Raw genomic sequence first — 19,327 nt, forward strand, 5'->3', positions numbered from 1 at the left:
TGCAGGGGAGCCTTTATAAATTTTTCTCTTCACCCAGCTTCGCCACGAGGCCTTCCAAGACCTCCCTGAAGTTAGCGGCGTCTATCCACTTTATGCCCATCTTCTGGGCCCACGTTAATATTCCAACGTCGGCTGATACTATCGTTGCATCGAGCTCTTTTGCAAGGAGAATCAGCTCAAAGTCCTCCTTGCTGTCCACTATGCCCTCACGAAGAGCTTTGCGGTAGTTCCGCCTCAGCTTCTGGATTATTCTGTCCACGTTGTCGGTCTCTATGACGCTCTCGCGGACGGCCTTCTCCGCAACGCGGAGGCCTTTGTCTATTCTTCTCCTTATGTCATCAATCAGCTCGTAAACGACGAAGGCGGGGATTTTGATGTCGTGCACGTTGGGCGGCTTCTTTATGATGTAGAGCTCAATTTCAGGCAAAAGCTCTTCCTCATCAACAAAGTGCATAACCTCGCGGTAGATTCCAGGGGGCATGTAGAACTCCACCCTGCCGAAGAGCCTCTCGGCGTAGTCAAGGAAAGTCCTCATAGCCTCGGTTGGGTTGTCCCCGAACTTGCGCCTTATCTCAGGATTGACGAAGATGCTCGTATCGAGCACGAATCTCATCGCGACCACAAGCTTATTTAATCACCGAGGTTTAAAACACCTTAGGTGAAAGCATGAAGGTCGGGGTTGTTTTTGGGATCAGCGAGCTGGCCAATCCAAAGGATTTTGAGAAAAAGGCATCGAAGTTCATAACCGAGCTAGCAAAGGAGTTCGACGTCGTTGGGGGTTTCTTCGTTTCGAGCAGGAGGGATTTCAGGGAAGCCAAGGGGGAAGTGGACTTCAACGGGGTTGATGCCATCGTCCTCTACCCGCTCACCGGTGGAACAGAAAACGCCCTGAAGGAGTTCGCGGTATATAGAAGGCCGATAATCATCTACGGCGATACTTTTAACAACTCAATAGCGGCTGGAATAGAGCTCAGAGAGTACTTCAGGGACAGGCTCGTCCCCTCGACCCTGGTTAAAGACTTCAACGAACTCAAAGCAGCCCTCCTCGGCTACGAGGACATGGGCGAGACCCTTGACAAGTCCCTCAAGATGCGTCTCGGCATCATCGGTAGGATCTCACCGTGGCTCATAAATGAGAAGTTCGAGCTTCCCTACACGAGCATAAGCCTCAAGAAGTTCTACGAATACTACGAGGCAACAACCGACGCCGAGGGCTGGAAGGTCGTCGAGGAAATAGTCGCCAAGGCGAGGGAAATAAAAGAGCCCCAGAGAGAGGACCTCGTCAAGGCTGGAAGGATTTACATCGCCATCAAGCGCATCCTAGAGGACTATCACCTAGATGGTTTCACAATAGGCTGCTTTGACCTCATAATGAAGATAAAGGCCACACCCTGCCTTGCCCTTGCGATGTTCAATGCCGAGGGAATCCCGGCTGCATGCGAGGGAGAGCTGAACGCGCTCCTCGGGATGGCAATAGTGAGGCGCTTCTTCAACAAGCCAGCCTTCATGGGCAACATAGCAGATTACGGCGACGATTACATCATCCTTGCCCACTGTACCGCCCCGCTCATAGGAGGATACATCATAAGGTCGCACTTCGAGAGCGGAATGGGAGTTGGCGTTGAGGTCGAGCTCCCCAAGGGGAAGGCTTCACTCCTCAAGATAAGGGGCAGAAAAGCGGTAGTGGCCAGTGTCGAAGTCGTTGGTAGGGAGCGCAGCGAGCATCGCTGCAGGACCCAGATGAAGCTCCGCATCGAGGAGGCAAGGGACTTCATAGACGGCACACTCGGAAACCACCATCTCCTCGTTTACGTGGACAGTGAGGAGCTGGCGGATCTGCTCAGCGAGCTTGGCTTCGAGGTTATGCTGTATTAACGTCCATACATTTGTCTTTAACTTCTCTTTATCCTCTATACTCCTAATGATCTTGGCCAAAAATTTATTAACCTTAAGTTACTTAATATGTATTGAGAAGTGGCAGGGGGTAAGTCGTATGAGGCGAGCCCAGGCCGCAATAGAATACCTAATGATGATGGCAATGGCCTTAGCTGTGGTCTTATTTACCATCAGAACGCTCCAGAGAACTGCCAGTAACGCCAGCAACCAAGTTACAAGAACTTCAGAAGAAATAATAAAAACTATGAGCGAAATGATAGACAACTAAAGGGGCTCAGGCCCCGGACAGTGCTTTTTTTCCATAAAGCTTCAGGCCGAGCCAAGCCACCACACCGGCCCCGATGACTATTGGGTTCAGCGTTACTCCCGCCAGCCCAATGACCCCGAAGACAGCCCTGATCCACTTCTTCAGGTTGGTGCTGTAGAACCCTGTTAAGGCTATCGCCAGCAGGTACATCACGAACAGGGTCGCCGCCAGATAATATGCTACTCTAAGCACCATCATGAGGTTCCACTCGGCCACGGTTATGAGAAACATCTCTGGGTGAGTGAAGTATATGTACGGCCCTATGTAACCCGCCAAAGCGTACTTCACCGCGTTCATCGCCGTCTTCCAGAAGTCTCCGCCAGCTATTGCAGAACCAGCGTAGCTCGCAAGCGCCACTGGTGGGGTAACGTCCGCCAAGATTCCGAAGTAGAACACGAAGAAGTGGGCCGAGAGCATTGCTATGAGCACTGTGTAGCCTGGAACCGGCTGGTTGTAGGGCTCTATGCTCCTGACGAGCATGTATATTGCAGGTGCAGCAACGAGGGAGGTTATGATATAGTTTGCCGTCGTCGGAACACCCATACCGAGAATGAGGCTGAACACCATGGTCAATATGAGGAGCAGCCAGAGGTGTCCTCCCGTGAGGGATATGAGGCGGTAGCCTATGTTGGTGAGCTCGCCGGTCATGGTAAGAACGCCCTGGATGAGGCCAGCACTGGCGGCGGCGAGCATAACGCTGACGCTAGTTTTTCCTGCGTCTATCATGGCCTCGTAAGTGGCGCGGTACATCATCCTGCCGCTGTCGTGGGGTGAGCGGTAGCCGACAAGGATCGAGAAGACTATTCCGAAGACGCCCGTCATGAGGACTATCTGCTCTTTGGTCATGCCAAGGTACTTGGTGAGGGCTATGAAAAGCAGGAACATCGCGGTTATGTAGAACTTCTCGTTGAAGGCAACGCCCTTCTTCATCACGCCGAGAACCACGAGGAGGATGAACATCGCCAATAGCATCATCGCGGTCTGTGTACCGATGTCTTTGCCGAGGAACATTAGCAGGGTGGCAATGATGGCTACGGCAACGTAGAGCTTCTCGTTTCCGTAAATCTCGTCCCTCGAAATCCACGCGACCCAGATGGCTACGCCGAGGGATGATATAGCTGCTATTTGAGGCGCTATTCCCCAGACAAGTGCCACCGTGATGACGATTATTGGCAGGAGAATGTAGAGCTTCCTGAGGAAGTAAGTCATCGTCTTGAAGTGGTTAGTCGCCATGCCCTTAAGGCCAAGCCTCTTGGTCTCAAGGTCAATGAAGAGGTAGACACCGCCGTAGTAAACGAGGGCAGGCAAAACGGCAGCTATGATGATTTTGTTATACGGCAGGTTGAGGAACTCCGCCATGATGAAGGCCGCCGCTCCCATGATTGGAGGCATGAGCTGACCGCCCGTTGATGCCACTGGCTCCACGGCACCGGCTATCTCAGGTGGATAGCCTGCCTTCTTCATCAGCGGAATGGTGAACGTTCCCGTCGTCAGGACGTTTGCGACGCTAGAACCGCTGACAGTTCCCATGAGGGCGCTTGAGATGACTGCGGATTTGGCTGGACCACCTGGCCTCTTTCCGAAGAGGCTTATCATGAACTCGGTTATGTAGTCGCTGACGCCTATCCTCAGCAGGAATGCACCGAAGAATATGAAGGCGAAGACGTAGATGGTCATAACGAAGAACGGAATTCCGAAGATTCCCTCGTCGAAGTAGAGCTGCTGGACGAAGCGCACCCAGTCGAAGTTTATTGCGTAGATTCCGTAGGCGAGGAAAAGGGTTACTATCAGGGGCAGAACCCAGCCGAGAACACGTCTCGTTGCCTCAATGACCATTATTATGGCCAGGAGTCCGAAGATGACATCGGTGTCGTTAAGGGTCGACGTCAGTATATAGCGCTGATAGACCGCGAACAGGTATATCATCGAGATTACTCCAACGGCACCCATGACGTAGTCGTAGGCAAAAACCTTCTTGAAATACTTCTCCTTCTTCCGAATCGGGTAGAGCAAGAAGGTTATAACCATGAGCATGGCCAGAACAAATGCTTCCCCCTGCTTCGGCTGGAAGGTAATCCTGAGGAATTCTAACTTAAGGCCCAGTCTGGAGAAGAGATCGTAGAGTGTGTAGTTGAAGTTGAATATGAACAGGATTTCGTAAAGGCCTATAAGTATCGCAGCAATCTTAACGACCAGCTCCAGCCTGGGCGGAAGGGTTCTCGTCCGCTCTATAACTACCTCCTCATATTCCATCCTGTCCATTCCTTGAAGACCCTCTCCCATCTTCACCACCTCCCTATTAGAGTCAGAATCAGGGGAACTCGCTTAATCCTAAAATCAACCAGCAGCGCCTTTTCAGGGCTGTTGAGAACGGGGGACCCGTTTACGGTTATGTTCACGTGGTTCAGCGGGATGAACCAGTAGCTGAAGTCCTCTCCGAGGTAATCGCTGACGTGCTTAACGTAATAGTCCCCCACAGTTCCTTGAATGTCCTCGGGGAGACCTGCTCCGAAGTCTTTCCACTTCATTTCAACGGCGTAAAACCCGCTCTTGTTTGCCACGAGCACCTCCACAACAGTGCTGCGTTCAACGCTGTGAATGTAAGTTATCTCAATCGTTGAACCGAGGGGATAAAAGTGGACATCACCATCAAAACTTATCTCAACAGCCTTTACCGGAATGAACAGAATGATGAACATAGCGATAACAAAAAAGGAAAGGGTTCTGCGGCTCAAAGATACCCCCTCATGGTTTCAGGTTGTCGGGGATGGTCTTGCCCTGCTCCTCGTAGTACTTGATGGCCCCTGGGTGGAGCGGGATGCTCATACCGTCGAGGGCGGTGTCAAGGCTTATGTACTGGGCCTTGGCGTGAACCTGCCTGAGCTCGTCAACGTGCAGGAAGAGGAGCTTGGTCATTGCGTAGACGACTTCGTCAGGAACGTCGGCGCTGACGACGAGAACGGCCTTAACGGCAAGGGTCGGGGTGTCTTGGGTCATTCCGTTGTAGGTGTCCTTCGGGAGGGTCTGGCTGACGTAGAATATGTAGCCCTTGTCATGGAGCTTCTGAAGGATGTCCTCCCCGATCGGGAGAATCCTTACTGGAGTCTGGACGGCTATCTGGTCAACGGCAGGAGTCGGAGCACCTGAAACTATGACTGCAGCATCGATCTGGCCGAGCTTGAGCTGCTGGGTTGCTTCGGTGAAGGAGAGGTAGACCTTGTCCACCTGGTCCCAAACTCCAGCGGCCTCGAGTATCTGCTGGGCGGCAACGGCCGTTCCGCTTCCGGCGGCACCGACCGCGACCTTCTTACCGGCGAGATCCTGGAGGGTCTTTATGTCACTGTCGGCTTTAACGACGAACTGGATGGTTTCGGGATAGAGGGCAGCTATTCCGCGAAGGTTCTTAACGGCGTTGTCCTTGAACGCGTCGAGTATAACTCCATTGTAGGCGTAATAAGCGACATCGTTCTGCATGATGGCGGCCTGAGCCCTTCCGTCACCGATGGCCTGGGCGTTGGAGACGCTCGCACCGCTGGTAACGGCCTTCGCGTCAATTTGGATTCCAGTTTCATCCTTGCTGTACTTCTGGAGTATATTGGCGTAGGTTGAGCCGAGCGGATAGTAGACACCGGAGGTTGAACCAGTGTATATAGTTATGGAGTATGTTCCGGTTTCAGTGCCGCTGCTGATACAGCCCGCCATAACCACTGCAAAAAGCAAAACGACCACAAGGCCAATCGACATAAACCTTTTCATGCCTTGCACACCTCCAAACCCAATTGTGAGTGTATGGTCTGAACGACCATATTAGGATATTGAAGTACATTTGCGGTTATATAGTTTGTGTTACTTTTTCGTAAATCTTTACGTGAGATTGGGGAATAGAACACAGCACCATCGAAATCTAGTGGACAAACGTAGAAGTTCGAACCTGGGCAAAGCCTTTTAATTCCCAAGCCAAGCATCAAGGGGGTTGAAAAATGAAGGTCATAATGACGACGAAGATAGACCTAGCTTCCATGAACATAATGGAAAAACTGGTGGAGAACTTTGGCTTCAAAGAAACGGAGAAAAGCTTCGACGGAAATCCAGTCTACTCAAAGGGCGATATACTAATCCTGACGACCAACAACGAGATGATCTACTACGACAACCTTGATGGAGCAATAGGGGAGCAACTCGGCTTCACGCCCGAGATAATCGTCTTTGCCTCGAGACACGCCAGCAAGCAGAAGCTACCTGCACTCACCACTCACGTGACCGGCAACTGGGGCAACGCAATGTACGGCGGAAAGGACGAGAGTCTAGCTATAGCACAGCCGAGCGCAATGAAGCTTGCACTCCTCAAGATGAACGAACTCAACGATTTAGACTGGACCGTCTGCTACGAGGCGACCCACCACGGCCCGAGCGAGCTGAACGTCCCGAGTCTGTTCATCGAAATAGGCTCGAGCGAGGAGGAGTGGGTGAACGACAGGGCGGGGGAGATATTAGCGGAGACAATAATATACGTGCTGAAGAACTACGAGAACTCAAAATTCCCAGTTGCCATTGGAATCGGAGGAGGCCACTACGCGCCGAAGCAGACGAAGAGGGCACTCGAAACGGACCTGGCTTTCGGCCACATAGCCCCGAAGTACACCCATCCGCTCAAGAAGGAACTCCTCCTCAAGGCCATTGAGAGAACAGACGGTGGGGTGGACGCCATATACGTCGATTGGAAGGGCAGTAAGGGCGAGACAAGACAGACGGCGAAAGCTCTAGCTGAGGAGCTCGGCTTGGAGTTCATACGGGACTGATAATCGAAATCTTTAAAGATGTTAAGCGGGATTTTAAAATCAGCACCGGCCTTAGCTAAATTTATATACTACCTGCCTACAAAGTGAAACAGATGTTAAATTGCCCGGAGGGTGAAAAGATGCTGAAGCTGATTGAAGACGCTATCGAAAGAACCTCCTCCGACCTTAACAAGGTTCCGGAGGCCCAGGCTCCGCAGACTGACATAGATGAGGAGCTTAGGAGGATTCTAGAGCAGATACAGGCCAAGATTTATGTCGTCGGTGTCGGTGGTGCCGGCTGCAACACTATAAACAGAATGATGCAGGTCGGCATCCAGGGTGCGAAGGTTATCGCCATCAACACTGATGCTCAGGATCTCCTCAAAGTTAGGGCTCACAAAAAGATACTCATCGGTAAGGAACTTACCCGTGGTCTCGGCGCAGGAAACAACCCCAAGATGGGAGAGGAAGCTGCCAAGGAGAGCGAGAGGGAAATCCGCGATGCTCTCGAAGGTGCTGACATGGTCTTTATAACCTGCGGTCTCGGTGGTGGAACCGGCACTGGTGCCGCCCCAGTCGTTGCCGAGATAGCAAAGAAGATGGGTGCCCTCACAGTTTCCGTCGTCACCCTCCCGTTCACCGTTGAGGGCATCAGGAGGATAAAGAACGCCGAATATGGTCTCGAGAGGCTCAGGAAGAACAGCGACACGGTTATCGTTATACCGAACGACAAGCTCATGGAGGTCGCTCCCAACCTGCCCATACACATGGCATTCAAGGTCGCTGACGAGATACTCGTCCAGGCCGTCAAGGGCATCACCGAGCTCATCACCAAGCCGGGACTCGTTAACCTCGACTTCAACGACGTCAGGGCAGTCATGAAGGACGGCGGCGTTGCGATGATAGGTATCGGCGAGAGCGACAGCGAGAAGAGGGCCCTCGAAGCTGCCCAGCAGGCACTCAACAGCCCGCTCCTCGACGTTGACATAAGCGGTGCCAAGGGAGCGCTCATAAGCATAAGCGGAAGCGACGTCAAGCTCGAGGAGGCTCAGCAGATAATAGAGCTCGTCACGAGCAAGCTCGACCCTGAGGCACAGGTCATCTGGGGAATACAGCTTGACGAAGAGCTCGGAAAGATGATAAGGATCCTCATCGTGGTTACTGGAGTCAGCTCCCCATACGCTGTCGCCGAGGAGGAGCCCACTTACTACGGTGAGGAACCCGAGAGAAAAGTTATTAAACTCGACCTTGAGGAGCTTTGATAACCCTTTCATTTTCCAAAATTTAGAGGGGTGACGAGGGTGGCAACAACCACGGAAAAGCTTAAAAACTTCTTCGCGGAGTCGCGGAGGGTTTTGCTGGTAACAAAAAAGCCGGGCTGGAAAGAGTTTAAGATGGCTGCCAAGATTACCGGCATTGGAATGACTTTAATTGGCCTTATAGGCCTCATAATCCGCATGATTGGATACATAATCACTGGCGCTTGAGTTAGTAGCGGGTGATAGGCATGAGCGATGGCAGGATATTCACAGTGCGCGTCACCGTTGGTCAGGAAGAGACCACGGCAAAGCTGATATACAGCAAGATTAAGACTTACAAACTCCCAGTCTACGCCATACTGACACCATCGAAAGTCAAGGGCTACATATTCGTCGAGGCCCCAAGCAAGAGCGCCGTGGATGAAGCAATTAAGGGCATAAGACACGCCAAGGGAACTCTTCCCGGCGAGATTAGGTTTGAAGAGATTGAACACTTCCTCGAGGAGAAACCAGCCGTGAGCGGCTTCGAGCCTGGTGACATAGTTGAGCTCATCGCCGGCCCGTTCAAGGGCGAGAAAGCAAAGGTCGTCAGGGTTGACGAAGCCAAGGATGAAATAGTCGTCGAGCTCATCGGTTCAATCGTCCCGATTCCGGTTACGGTGAGGGGCGAATACGTTAGACTTATAAGCAAACGCCAGAAGGAGTGAACGGACTCAGATAACTAGAGGTGAGAAAGATGCCGCAGGTTGTTGAGGTGCTCGTTGAGGGAGGAAAGGCTTCACCAGGTCCACCACTCGGTCCCGCTATCGGTCCGCTCGGACTTAACGTTAAGCAGGTCGTTGACGAGATAAACAAGGCTACCAAGGACTTCGAGGGAATGCAGGTTCCAGTCAAGATCATCGTGGAGGACCCCAAGAAGAAGACCTTCCGCATTGAGGTTGGTGTTCCTCCGGTCAGCCAGCTCATCAAGAAGGAGCTTGGTATACCAAAGGGCTCCAGCGAGGCTGGCCACAGCCCGGTCGGAAACCTGACCATGGAGCAGGTCATCAGGATAGCCAAGGCCAAGATGGACCAGATGCTTGCCGCTGACCTCAAGGCTGCAGCCAAGGAGGTCATCGGTACAGCGCTCAGCATGGGCGTTACCGTCGAGGGCAAGGACCCGAGGGAAGTCCAGAAGGAGATTGACGAAGGCGTTTACGACGAGATTTTTGCAAACGCCGAGGAGTGAGGGAAAAGTTTAAAAATCCCTCTTTTTACGCATTTTTGACTTTTCGGTGCTTAAATCAAAAATGAAGGGAGGGCTGTAGATGGCCTTTGACAGGCAGAAAATCGTGGAAGCGGTGAAGGAGGCGAAGGCCCGGGCTAAGCCGCGCAACTTCACACAGACCGTCGAAGTGGCAGTCAACCTCAAGGATATAGACCTCCGCAAGCCGGAGAACAGGTTTAAGCTTGAGGTTGTGCTGCCCCACGGTCGTGGGAAGGAGCCCAAGATCGCGGTCATCGCTGATGGTGCCGTTGCCGAGGCGGCTAAAAAGCTCGGGCTGGATGTGATTAGTGGAGAGCAGCTTGAGGAACTCGCCAAGAGCCCAAGGCAGGCAAGGAAGCTGGCGAAGAGCTACGACTTCTTCATTGCGGCGGCTCCGCTGATGCCGAAGATCGGTAGGTACCTCGGTAGGTACCTCGGTCCAAGGAACAAGATGCCGCAGGTCGTTCCACCGACCATGACCAACCTAGAGCCAATAATCGCAAGGCTCAAGAAGACCGTCAGGATACAGCTTAAGAACAACCCGGTTGTGCACGCCCCGATTGGAACCGAGGACATGGACGACGAGAAGCTCGCCGAGAACGCTGAAGCAGTGCTCAACGCCATCATCAACAAGCTCGAGCGCGGAGAGAACCAAGTGAAGTCAGTGTACGTCAAGACCACTATGGGACCGGCCGTTAAGGTGGAGAGGTGAGGGAGATGGCCCACGTCGCTGAGTGGAAGAAGAAGGAAGTTGAAGAGCTCACCAACATCATCAAGAGCTACCCAGTGATAGCACTCGTTGACGTTGCCAATGTCCCGGCTTACCCGCTCTCAAAGATGCGTGAGAAGCTCAGGGGCAAGGCACTCCTCAGGGTCTCGAGGAACACCCTCATTGAGCTCGCCATAAAGAGGGCCGCTCAGGAGCTTGGAAAGCCAGAGCTCGAGAAGCTCATCGACCACATACAGGGTGGAGCCGGAATCCTCGCCACCGAGATGAACCCATTCAAGCTCTACAAGCTCCTTGAGGAGAGCAAGACTCCTGCTCCGGCCAAGCCAGGCGTGCCGGTTCCCAAGGACGTCGTCATACCAGCCGGTCCGACCTCAATCTCACCGGGTCCGCTCGTCGGTGAGATGCAGGCTCTTGGCATACCTGCGAGAATCGAGAAGGGTAAGGTCAGCATCCAGAAGGACTATACCGTGCTCAAGGCCGGTGAGGTCATAACCGAGCAGCTTGCGAGGATCCTCAATGCCCTCGGTATCGAGCCGCTTGAGGTAGGTCTCAACCTCCTCGCGGCCTACGAGGACGGAATCGTCTACACTCCAGAGGTTCTCGCCATCGACGAGGAGGAGTACATCAACCTGCTCCAGCAGGCCTACATGCACGCGTTCAACCTGTCCGTCAACACTGCCTATCCAACCAGCCAGACCATCGAGGCCATCATCCAGAAGGCCTACCTTGGAGCCAAGAATGTTGCAGTCGAGGCTGGCTACGTCACCAAGGATACCGTCGAGGACATCTTTGGCAGGGCTCTGCGTGCCGTCCTGCTCATAGCCCAGAACCTGCCTGAGGACCTGCTCGACGAGAAGACCAAAGAGCTTTTAAACCAACAGGCACAAATAGCCGTTGCCGCTCAGCCTCAGCAGGAGGAGAAGGTTGAGGAGGCTGAGGAAGAGGAGGAAGAAGAGGAAGCCTCCGAAGAGGACGCCCTTGCTGGACTTGGGGCGCTCTTCGGCTGAACTTTCCATTTCCCTCGTATCCCTGAATAAAACCGTGTGAAAAATGAAGATGATTGGAGGTGTGAAAAATGGAGTACGTGTATGCCGCTCTGCTGCTCCACGCCGCTGGTAAGGAGATAACCGAGGAGAACCTCAAGGCCGTCCTTGAGGCTGCCGGAGTTAGCCCGGACGAGGCCAGGATAAAGGCTCTCGTTGCCGCCCTTGAGGGCGTCAACATCGACGAGGTCATCGAGAAGGCCGCCATGCCGGTTGCTGCCCCGGTCGCCGTTGCCGCCGCTCCGGCCGCTGGCGCCGAGGCCGCTCCGGCTGAGGAGGAAGAGGAGGAGGAAGAGGAGGAGGCCAGCGAGGAGGAGGCCCTCGCTGGACTCGGTGCCCTCTTCGGCTGAACTCCCTTCCTCTTTTGTCCGCCCTCGGGCGGACACCCTCAAAACTTTTCTTCGCGGTCCCTGACGCCCCAGAATGCAACCCATATCCGTCTGTATCTACCTGGGTCGAGCTTTCTCCTGAGCATCTCAAGGAACACCACCAAGACCAGGAAAAACGCGACCGTGACGAGGGCCTTTTCGGTGAAGCCATTGAGGCTTGTAACGACGTTTATCCACACCATCCCACCGAACCACATCGTCAGGAACTCGATAATCTCATAAATGGCAACTTTTCTGGGCAGGATCTCCATCTTCCAGAGGGCGATGCCAGCCATCAGGGAAAAGAGCCCTACAATGCCGAGTATCACCGTCACCGCGTCAATTGTCTCTGCCCCATACCTGTCCGCGAGAACTGGATAAAGCGAAAACGCCGGAGCGAGGGCAAAGAACCCCACTATCGCCAGGGCGCTTACCGCGAGCAGTGCTACGCTCTTCCTCATGTCCTCCCACCAGATTAACATCGGGCATGGTAACCTAAAAGATTTTCGAAAAAGACCGCAAGGTTTATCTTTGGCCGTTATGAACCACCATCGTGGGCCCGTGGCCTAGGGGATATGGCGCCGGCCTTCGGAGCCGGTAGTCGCGGGTTCGAATCCCGCCGGGCCCGCCATAACAACCCTTTGCTTCGCAAAGCGTTGACGGAAAAATTGCGTGCGAGTCCAAATTGTCAATTCTCAAGCGGGTTTACTTTCAAATTGGCTTTTTTACAGTGTTCCACTCTCCACAAGGCGTCCAAAGGACGCCAGAATAAAAAATGAAACTATTCTCAAAGGCCTGTTTTTGGAGTTAAACCCCATATTCATAAGGCATTTCCAGAGTGCACGCTTTAATTCCCGCCCCTCGTGGGAGAAAGGAGCTCTTTTGGTCAAGCTTTTTTTCAAAAGCTTGATGCCAAGTGATGTTGGAACTCCGCTCCAACACACGGAGAACTAATTTTCACAGGCATTACTTTTGGTAAACCTCGTTCTGCAGAGGTTGTAGGTCAGCTTTTTAAGCACCTCCTCGTTTAACCTTGGGGTGGTCAACATGATGCTTCCAGACTGGAAAATCAGGAAGGAGATTCTAATCGAGCCATTTAACGAGAAATCCCTTCAGCCGGCCGGCTACGACTTGAGGGTTGGAAAGGAGGCAATGGTTAACGGAGAGTTCATAGACGTTGAGAAGGAAGGGAAGGTTGTAATCCCCGCAAAGGGCTATGCCCTGATTCTCACCCTCGAACGCATTAAGCTACCTGACGACGTTATGGGGGACATGAAGCTGAGGAGCAGCTTGGCAAGAGAGGGACTAATGGGTTCCTTCGCCTGGGTCGACCCGGGATGGGACGGCAACCTCACCCTTGGAATATTCAACGCCTCAGATGAACCTATCGAGCTTGCCTACGGAGAAAGGTTCGTTCAGATAGCATTCATCAGGCTTGAAGGCCCGGCAAAGAATCCCTACCGGGGCAGTTATCAGGGAAGCCAGCACCTTGCGCTATCGAAGAGGAGAAAGAAATGAGACTATGAAATTTGCCTCGATACCCAACTCCATTCTATTTCTTAGGCCATCCAAGCACGATTAGTGAACAAATGAATTCTTCCCGAGAACATTAGACTTAATTAAAAAGTGTACTGGGGAACTATCGCTCCCCAAAGGCACCATCTGGGTAATGCCTTCTATTGGGCACTGTGCTCTCGACCGGTTATCTATTTCCCTCAAGGTTCACGAGAAAATCCATCTCGCTAAGTTGGTTGTATCCAAGGGCGTAGTGGCCATCTAATCGACGTAGATGGCTCCGTTTACCGAAAGGTTTATATATCTCCAATCGCCTAAAAAAATAGTGAAAAACCCTTCCTGGAGGTGTTGTGAATGGCTGAGTTGCCAATTGCCCCAATTGACAGGTTGATTAGGAAGGCCGGTGCCGAGAGGGTTAGCGAGGAGGCCGCTAAGGTTCTCGCTGAGTACCTCGAGGAGTACGCCATCGAGCTTGCCAAGAAGGCCGTCGAGTACGCCAGGCACGCTGGCAGAAAGACCGTCAAGGCCGAGGACATCAAGCTCGCTATCAAGGCCTGAAGGCCTTTCTTTCTCTTCCTTGCTTTTGTCACTCCCTGAAAGTCAACTTTTTAAACCGCTCTTCTGGAGGTTTCCCCATGCCAGAGATAGCGGTCAGAATGACAAAACGCAACCACAATGCCTTTGTTCATCTTCTCGGCGCCCTGGAGAGTCAGGGATTTGATCTCGGAGAGCTGTTGGTAACCAAAGACTTCAACGAGATTCTAAAAGCTCGGCCGAAGGTCGTTCTCTACTCCTTCTTCACGGAGGAGATATGGGGTGACCTTCCCCGCGAGGTCAAGCTTCTCAAGGAGAGGGGAGCTTTGCTGATAGCCGGCGGCTATCACGCGATAGCCATGCCCAAACACACCCTAAACCAGCTCGGTTTCGACATAGCTGTCATAGGCGAGGGAGAGGAGGTTCTCTATCAGCTTTTAACGACCCTCAAAAAGACGGGCTATAAAATCACAAAGGAGCTTCTCAACATCAGGGGGCTCGCCTTTTACCTGGACGGCGAGTTCACCTTCACGGGCTTCGCTAAAGTGGAGGACTTCTGGCGTTTTCCGCCCTATCCCGAGTCGCTAAGACTAATCTCCCCCATTGAGATAAGCAGAGGCTGCCCCTTCGGCTGCTACTATTGCCAAACACCCTACATCAAGGGACTCCGCATGAGGCACAGGCCCATAGATCAGATAGTGAGATATTCAAGGAGAATGAAGGACATACGCTACATAACTCCCAACGCTTTTGCCTACGGCTCACCTGGGGCGATACTTAAGTTAAACAAGCTTGAGGCTTTACTGAAGGCCCTTCAACCGCTCAGAAAAGAGGGACGGCGGCTCTTCTACGGAACGTTTCCGAGCGAAGTTCGGCCAGAGTTCGTCCTGCCGGAGACCCTCGAGCTCCTCATAGACTACGCCGACAACAGGCGCTTGGCCATAGGCGCCCAGAGCGGCGACGATGCGATGCTCAAAGCGATGCACAGGATTCATAAGGTCGAACACGTCAAGCGAGCTGTAGAGTATATGCTCGAGTACGGCTTTGAGCCGGTGGTGGATTTCATAGTTGGTCTTCCGAACGAGAGCGAAGAGAGCCAGAGGAAGAGCATCGAGCTGATGGAGTGGGTTATGAAAAAGGGAGGAAAAGTTCGCGCCCACTATTTCATGCCCCTGCCGGGGACGCCCTATGCAAGGTGTAAACCTTCCCCCCTGAGTGAGGAGATGAAGCGCTTTTTGGGCAGGATGGCAGCGAAGGGCAAGATAGAAGGGTCGTGGGGCAAGCAGGTTGAGCTCTCAAGAAAGCTCCAGAGGCTTATAGAGGAGTTCTATGAGGAACCCATGAGCCACACGGTGCCGGTTAGAAACGTGTGTTAGCAATGCTTTTATGGATTCTCTTGAAAAGTTATACCGGTGGATAGCATGAAGCGCATAGACCTGCTGGGCTTCATACTCGGCTTTTTGATGGTGTTTTATCTGCTCAGCGAGGACGTAGAATGGACGCTCTCGTGGGCCTTTGTCCTCGGGATAGTTTACCTCGCCGCGGTGAAACCAAGGGTTGGTGGGGCTATCTTCTATGCTCTCTTGGGGTTTCTCGGAGGATTCGCACTCACCCTGATCCTTGGGATGACCTTGCCCCTTCCAGAAACGGTCAGGGACATCATGATGGCGGCTTTGCCGCTCACTGGATTGATCCTAGCGCTTTACTACGGCAAGAAAAGCGACTATACCTGGTGGCCCCTTTTCGGCTTCAGGTACCGGCTCTAAACCTGCGCCAATAAGCTTATAACCCCATTCTTTCGTTACCAGTACGACGGCAATATGTACGCCGAAAACTATAAAAGATTCGAGGAGCTTATAGACAAACTGCGAGAGTTTGAGGGGGCCATCATAGTTGAGGGCCCGCGAGACGAGGTGGCTTTGAGAAATTTGGGGGTCAGGGCGGAGATAATAAGACTCTCCCGCCTTCCACTGTCAGAAATTGCGCTCATCGCATCATCGTATGATGAGGTCATGATACTTACGGACTTTGACAGAAAGGGCGAAGAACTCGCAAGGAAGCTCCTCCAGTATTTGGAGGGGTATTCCTGCAGGGTGGACTCAGAGACGAGAAAGGAGCTCAAGAGGATATCAAAGAAGGACATAAAGGGTATCGAGGACCTTTACGGCCTTTACCTTAAAGTCGTCTCCGTTTCTGACCCCCGAATGGAGGGGATTTAATGAAAAGGAAAAAGACAGTGCTTCACCACATTTTAGCTGAAAAGCAGAAGTTTGAAAAAAGAAAAGAGGGTGATGGTATGTCAGCCAAAGATGAATTCGGAACGACTAAATACGTAATCTACGCTGAGTTCGAAGCAAACGGAATCGTCGAAAGGCCTGACGTTGTTGGTGCTATTTTTGGTCAAACTGAGGGCCTTCTCGGTGATGACCTGGACTTAAGGGAACTCCAGAAGACCGGCAGGATTGGAAGGATAAGGGTTGAAGTTCACACGAAGGCAGGAAAGACCTACGGAACGATAACCGTCCCATCGAGCCTCGACAGGGTTGAAACAGCCATTCTAGCAGCTGCCCTTGAGACCATCGACAGGGTCGGCCCGGCCGAGGCCAAAATAAAGGTTCTCCGCATAGAGGACGTTCGCGCCACCAAGAGGAAGTACATTATCGAGAGGGCCAAGGAGATCCTCGAGACCCTGATGGAGCAGGAGATCCCGGAGACCCAGGAGCTCACCGAGGAGGTCAAGAAGGCCGTCCGTGCTAAGGAGCTCATAGAGTACGGCCCGGAGAAGCTTCCTGCCGGACCGCATGTGCCGTTCTCTGACTCAATCATTGTCGTTGAAGGAAGGGCAGATGTGCTCAACTTGCTCAAGCACGGCATAAAGAACGCCATAGCCGTCGAGGGAACCTCAGTCCCAGAGACCATCATAAAGCTCAGCAAGGAGCGCATCGTTACCGCCTTTACCGACGGCGACCGCGGTGGAGAGCTCATCCTCAAGGAGCTCCTTCAGGTTGCAGATATTGACTACGTCGCCAGGGCACCCGAGGGCAAAGAAGTTGAAGAGCTCACAAAGAAAGAGATAGTCAAAGCCCTGAGGAGCAAGGTTCCAGCGGAGCAGGTCATAACTGAGATATTCTATAAGGGCAGGAACTTCTACGATGTTATAAAGGAGAAAGAAAAGGCCAAAGCCAAGGAGGAAAAGCACAGGGAAGTCAAACCCCCAGCACCAGCTCCAGTACCAAAGCCCCCAGAAAGGCCCGAACCCAAGGAGAGGGAGGAGAAGATAGTCAAGCCAATCCAGCAACCCAGACCGAGTGAGCTCGACGAGTTCGGTGAGTTCATCGAGAAGGTCAAGAGCTCCAAGGAATCGGTGGCGCTCCTCCTGGATAAGGACAAAAACGTCATCGCTGAGATACCCGTCAGAGAGCTCACCAACCAGCTCAAGGAGCGCAAGGACGTTTACGCGGTCGTCTTCAACGGCGTCATAACCCAGAGGCTCATCGACACCGTCAGTGAGAGCGGGGTAAAGTACCTCGTCGGAGCGAGGAAGTACAACGTCGTCAGAAGGCCGGTCAATCTCAAGATAGTGACCTTTGCGGAGTGAGCTCCGCACCTTCTTATTTTCCATCACAAAACTTTTAACTTCTTTGGGTAGAATCTTCTGGTGGTTCTATGGATGAGGGTCTTGAGCTGATGCTCCTGGGAATTTCGTTCATTCTCTTTGGGATACTGATGGGCAATAACGGAGGCATGTTCTTCGGAATCCTCGGTTTAGTCCTGGTGTTCCTGGAGATACTCCTACCGCAGAAGAAACGGAAGGAAGAACCACATTGCGAAGGGGAGTAACTTTATAACTCCTCCCTCCCTTCTTCCCCCGGTGGGGAAAATGAACGTGGAAGAGCTGATTATGAAGTACGCGCTCATCAACGCGATTAGCCACAAGGGAAAAGCTAACCCGAAGGCAGTCATAGGAAAGGTCCTCGGCGAGAACCCCGAGCTAAGGCCTAAGGCGAAGGAAATAATCCCTCTCGTCAACGAGATAGTCGAGCAGGTAAACGGGATGAGCATCAAGGAGCAGGAGGCTAAGCTGAAGGAGATTTATCCCGAGTTCTTTGAGGCTAAGAAAGAAAAGAAGGAGGAAAAGAAGGGCCTCCCTCCACTCCCCAAGGCCGAGAAAGGCAAAGTGGTTACCCGCTTCGCCCCAAACCCCGACGGAGCATTCCACCTCGGCAACGCCAGGGCGGCGATACTCAGCCACGAGTACGCTCGCATGTACGGTGGAAAGTTTATCCTCCGCTTTGATGACACAGACCCGAAGGTCAAGAGACCCGAACCTAAGTTCTACGACTGGATTATCGAAGACCTGAAGTGGCTCGGCTTCCAGATCGACGAAATCCACATTGCCAGCGACAGACTTGAGATTTATTACAAGTACGCGGAGGAGCTCATCAGAATGGGCAAGGCCTATGTCTGTACCTGCAAGCCAGAGGAGTTCAGAAAGCTCCGCGATGAAGGAAAGGCCTGTCCACACAGGGAAGAGCCGGTAGAGGTTCAGCTCGAACGCTGGAGGAAAATGCTCAACGGAGAGTATAAAGAGGGAGAAGCTGTCGTTAGAATCAAGACCGACCTCAGCCATCCGAACCCAGCGGTTAGGGACTGGCCAGCCTTGAGAATAATCGACGATCCAAACCACCCGAGGACGGGCAACAAATACCGTGTCTGGCCGCTCTACAACTTCGCCTCCGCCATAGACGACCACGAGCTCGGCGTTACACACATCTTCCGCGGCCAGGAGCACGCGGAAAACGAGACGAGGCAGCGCTACGTCTACGACTACTTCGGCTGGGAATACCCAGTTACCGTCCACCACGGAAGGCTCAGCATAGAGGGAGTGATTCTTAGCAAGTCCAAGACGAGGAAGGGCATCGAGGAAGGAAAATACCTCGGCTGGGACGACCCGAGGTTAGGAACCATAAGGGCCCTGAAGAGGCGCGGCATAAGACCGGAGGCCATAAGGGAGCTCATCATCGAGGTTGGGTTGAAGAGAAGTGACACAACGGTGAGCTGGGACAACCTCGCGGCGATAAACAGGAGAATAATCGAACCGATAGCTAACCGCTACTTCTTCGTTGCTGACCCGATACCGATGTACATTGAAGGTTACGGGGAGGAGTTCATTGCGGAGATTCCCCTACATCCGGACCACCCCGACAGAGGAGTTAGAAAGCTCAAGTTCGAGCCCGGAAAGCCTGTTTATGTATCAAAGGACGACATGAACCTGCTCAAGCCTGGCAACTTTGTCCGCCTGAAGGATCTCTTCAACGTGGAGATAGTCGAGGTAAGCGAGGACGGAATTAAGGCCAGGTTCCACAGCATCGACTACGAGATAGCGAGGGAAAACCGCTGGAGGATGATACACTGGGTAACCGAGGGCAGGCCCTGTGAGGTTCTCGTTCCACAGGGAGACGAACTCATCACCAGGAAAGGTCTGCTCGAAGCCGATGCTGACGTTAAGGTCGATGACATCGTCCAGTTCGAGCGCTTTGGCTTTGTGAGGATAGACGAAGTGACTCCAGAAAAGGTCGTTGCAATATTTGCTCACAAATGAGCCCTTCTTCTTTTTTGCTTATTGCATCACAAACAAAAATGGAAAAGCC

23 protein-coding genes and 1 tRNA gene are annotated in these 19,327 nt (G+C 52.7%); 19 read left to right on the forward strand and 5 right to left on the reverse strand.

Annotated features, from left to right (window positions below; all coding sequences use genetic code 11):
• Nucleotides 1–13: 13 nt before the first annotated feature.
• Nucleotides 14–613: an RNA ligase partner protein gene (locus E3E23_RS02765; protein WP_068666296.1), complete on the reverse strand. Its 600-nt coding sequence runs from the start codon at nt 611–613 to the stop codon at nt 14–16.
• Between the two features lie 53 nt (nt 614–666).
• On the opposite strand from E3E23_RS02765, the gene E3E23_RS02770 reads away from it, so the two are divergent.
• Both E3E23_RS02770 and E3E23_RS02775 read left to right on the forward strand, forming a co-directional pair.
• Nucleotides 667–1,875, forward strand: coding sequence for a hypothetical protein (locus E3E23_RS02770; protein WP_167906167.1), 1,209 nt, complete (start codon nt 667–669; stop codon nt 1,873–1,875).
• Between the two features lie 118 nt (nt 1,876–1,993).
• The gene (locus E3E23_RS02775; protein ID WP_167906168.1) at nt 1,994–2,164 is read left to right on the forward strand and encodes a hypothetical protein; all 171 of its coding nucleotides are present in this window, start codon (nt 1,994–1,996) and stop codon (nt 2,162–2,164) included.
• Nucleotides 2,165–2,170: 6 nt separating this feature from the next.
• On the opposite strand, the gene E3E23_RS02780 is transcribed toward E3E23_RS02775, so the two are convergent.
• Genes E3E23_RS02780 through E3E23_RS02790 form a run of 3 tightly spaced genes read right to left on the reverse strand, consistent with a single transcriptional unit; the run spans nt 2,171 to nt 5,959 of the window.
• On the reverse strand, nt 2,171–4,486 hold the full coding sequence (locus E3E23_RS02780; protein ID WP_206205626.1) for a TRAP transporter fused permease subunit: 2,316 nt from the start codon (nt 4,484–4,486) through the stop codon (nt 2,171–2,173).
• 2 nt (nt 4,487–4,488) lie between these two features.
• Nucleotides 4,489–4,938 carry a DUF1850 domain-containing protein gene (locus tag E3E23_RS02785; protein ID WP_206205606.1) on the reverse strand — a complete coding sequence of 150 codons (450 nt, stop codon included), beginning with the start codon at nt 4,936–4,938 and terminating at the stop codon, nt 4,489–4,491.
• A 10-nt stretch (nt 4,939–4,948) separates the two neighbouring features.
• Nucleotides 4,949–5,959 carry a TAXI family TRAP transporter solute-binding subunit gene (locus E3E23_RS02790; RefSeq protein ID WP_167906170.1) on the reverse strand — a complete coding sequence of 337 codons (1,011 nt, stop codon included), beginning with the start codon at nt 5,957–5,959 and terminating at the stop codon, nt 4,949–4,951.
• A 224-nt stretch (nt 5,960–6,183) separates the two neighbouring features.
• On the opposite strand from E3E23_RS02790, the gene E3E23_RS02795 reads away from it, so the two are divergent.
• The 8 genes from E3E23_RS02795 to rpl12p all read left to right on the forward strand — a co-directional run bounded on the left by E3E23_RS02795 (nt 6,184) and on the right by rpl12p (nt 11,609).
• A complete protein-coding gene (locus tag E3E23_RS02795) occupies nt 6,184–7,002 on the forward strand; it encodes a D-aminoacyl-tRNA deacylase (protein WP_167906171.1) in 819 nt (272 codons plus the stop codon).
• Between the two features lie 119 nt (nt 7,003–7,121).
• Entirely contained in the window at nt 7,122–8,243 is a 1,122-nt protein-coding gene (ftsZ, locus tag E3E23_RS02800; protein ID WP_068666284.1) for a cell division protein FtsZ, read from the forward strand.
• Between the two features lie 39 nt (nt 8,244–8,282).
• On the forward strand, nt 8,283–8,468 hold the full coding sequence (locus E3E23_RS02805) for a protein translocase SEC61 complex subunit gamma (protein ID WP_068666282.1): 186 nt from the start codon (nt 8,283–8,285) through the stop codon (nt 8,466–8,468).
• Between the two features lie 20 nt (nt 8,469–8,488).
• Entirely contained in the window at nt 8,489–8,947 is a 459-nt protein-coding gene (locus tag E3E23_RS02810) for a transcription elongation factor Spt5 (protein WP_167906172.1), read from the forward strand.
• A gap of 29 nt (nt 8,948–8,976) precedes the next feature.
• Complete coding sequence (locus tag E3E23_RS02815; RefSeq protein WP_012571137.1) at nt 8,977–9,468, forward strand: 50S ribosomal protein L11; 492 nt, start codon at nt 8,977–8,979, stop codon at nt 9,466–9,468.
• 79 nt (nt 9,469–9,547) lie between these two features.
• Nucleotides 9,548–10,198, forward strand: coding sequence for a 50S ribosomal protein L1 (locus tag E3E23_RS02820; RefSeq protein WP_068666276.1), 651 nt, complete (start codon nt 9,548–9,550; stop codon nt 10,196–10,198).
• 5 nt (nt 10,199–10,203) lie between these two features.
• Complete coding sequence (locus E3E23_RS02825) at nt 10,204–11,223, forward strand: 50S ribosomal protein L10 (protein ID WP_167906643.1); 1,020 nt, start codon at nt 10,204–10,206, stop codon at nt 11,221–11,223.
• A 68-nt stretch (nt 11,224–11,291) separates the two neighbouring features.
• Nucleotides 11,292–11,609 carry a 50S ribosomal protein P1 gene (gene rpl12p / locus E3E23_RS02830; protein WP_012571140.1) on the forward strand — a complete coding sequence of 106 codons (318 nt, stop codon included), beginning with the start codon at nt 11,292–11,294 and terminating at the stop codon, nt 11,607–11,609.
• A gap of 38 nt (nt 11,610–11,647) precedes the next feature.
• Here rpl12p and E3E23_RS02835 read toward each other — a convergent pair whose 3' ends face one another.
• On the reverse strand, nt 11,648–12,109 hold the full coding sequence (locus E3E23_RS02835; RefSeq protein ID WP_240920723.1) for a hypothetical protein: 462 nt from the start codon (nt 12,107–12,109) through the stop codon (nt 11,648–11,650).
• 73 nt (nt 12,110–12,182) lie between these two features.
• Here E3E23_RS02835 and E3E23_RS02840 point away from each other — a divergent pair.
• The 9 genes from E3E23_RS02840 (at nt 12,183) to E3E23_RS02880 (ending at nt 19,278) form a co-directional block, all read left to right on the forward strand.
• Nucleotides 12,183–12,258 (forward strand) — tRNA-Arg (locus E3E23_RS02840).
• A gap of 416 nt (nt 12,259–12,674) precedes the next feature.
• Complete coding sequence (gene dcd / locus E3E23_RS02845) at nt 12,675–13,145, forward strand: dCTP deaminase (RefSeq protein ID WP_167906647.1); 471 nt, start codon at nt 12,675–12,677, stop codon at nt 13,143–13,145.
• Between the two features lie 351 nt (nt 13,146–13,496).
• Nucleotides 13,497–13,700, forward strand: a complete 204-nt coding sequence (hpkA, locus tag E3E23_RS02850) for an archaeal histone HpkA (RefSeq protein ID WP_068666274.1) — start codon at nt 13,497–13,499, stop codon at nt 13,698–13,700.
• Between the two features lie 77 nt (nt 13,701–13,777).
• Nucleotides 13,778–15,052 carry a TIGR04013 family B12-binding domain/radical SAM domain-containing protein gene (locus E3E23_RS02855; protein ID WP_167906173.1) on the forward strand — a complete coding sequence of 425 codons (1,275 nt, stop codon included), beginning with the start codon at nt 13,778–13,780 and terminating at the stop codon, nt 15,050–15,052.
• 36 nt (nt 15,053–15,088) lie between these two features.
• Nucleotides 15,089–15,442 (forward strand): hypothetical protein, encoded by a 354-nt coding sequence (locus E3E23_RS02860; protein WP_167906174.1) that lies wholly within the window; start codon nt 15,089–15,091, stop codon nt 15,440–15,442.
• Nucleotides 15,443–15,496: 54 nt separating this feature from the next.
• Complete coding sequence (locus E3E23_RS02865; RefSeq protein ID WP_167906175.1) at nt 15,497–15,895, forward strand: toprim domain-containing protein; 399 nt, start codon at nt 15,497–15,499, stop codon at nt 15,893–15,895.
• Nucleotides 15,895–17,274, forward strand: a complete 1,380-nt coding sequence (gene dnaG / locus E3E23_RS02870; protein ID WP_167906176.1) for a DNA primase DnaG — start codon at nt 15,895–15,897, stop codon at nt 17,272–17,274. Before E3E23_RS02865 ends, dnaG begins: the two co-directional genes overlap by 1 nt.
• A 68-nt stretch (nt 17,275–17,342) precedes the next feature.
• Nucleotides 17,343–17,516, forward strand: coding sequence for a hypothetical protein (locus E3E23_RS02875; RefSeq protein WP_167906177.1), 174 nt, complete (start codon nt 17,343–17,345; stop codon nt 17,514–17,516).
• 40 nt (nt 17,517–17,556) lie between these two features.
• On the forward strand, nt 17,557–19,278 hold the full coding sequence (locus tag E3E23_RS02880) for a glutamate--tRNA ligase (RefSeq protein ID WP_167906649.1): 1,722 nt from the start codon (nt 17,557–17,559) through the stop codon (nt 19,276–19,278).
• The last annotated feature ends 49 nt before the right edge of the window (nt 19,279–19,327 follow it).

The sequence above is a fragment of the Thermococcus sp. CX2 genome, assembly GCF_012027555.1.
Taxonomy (GTDB): Archaea; Methanobacteriota_B; Thermococci; order Thermococcales; family Thermococcaceae; genus Thermococcus.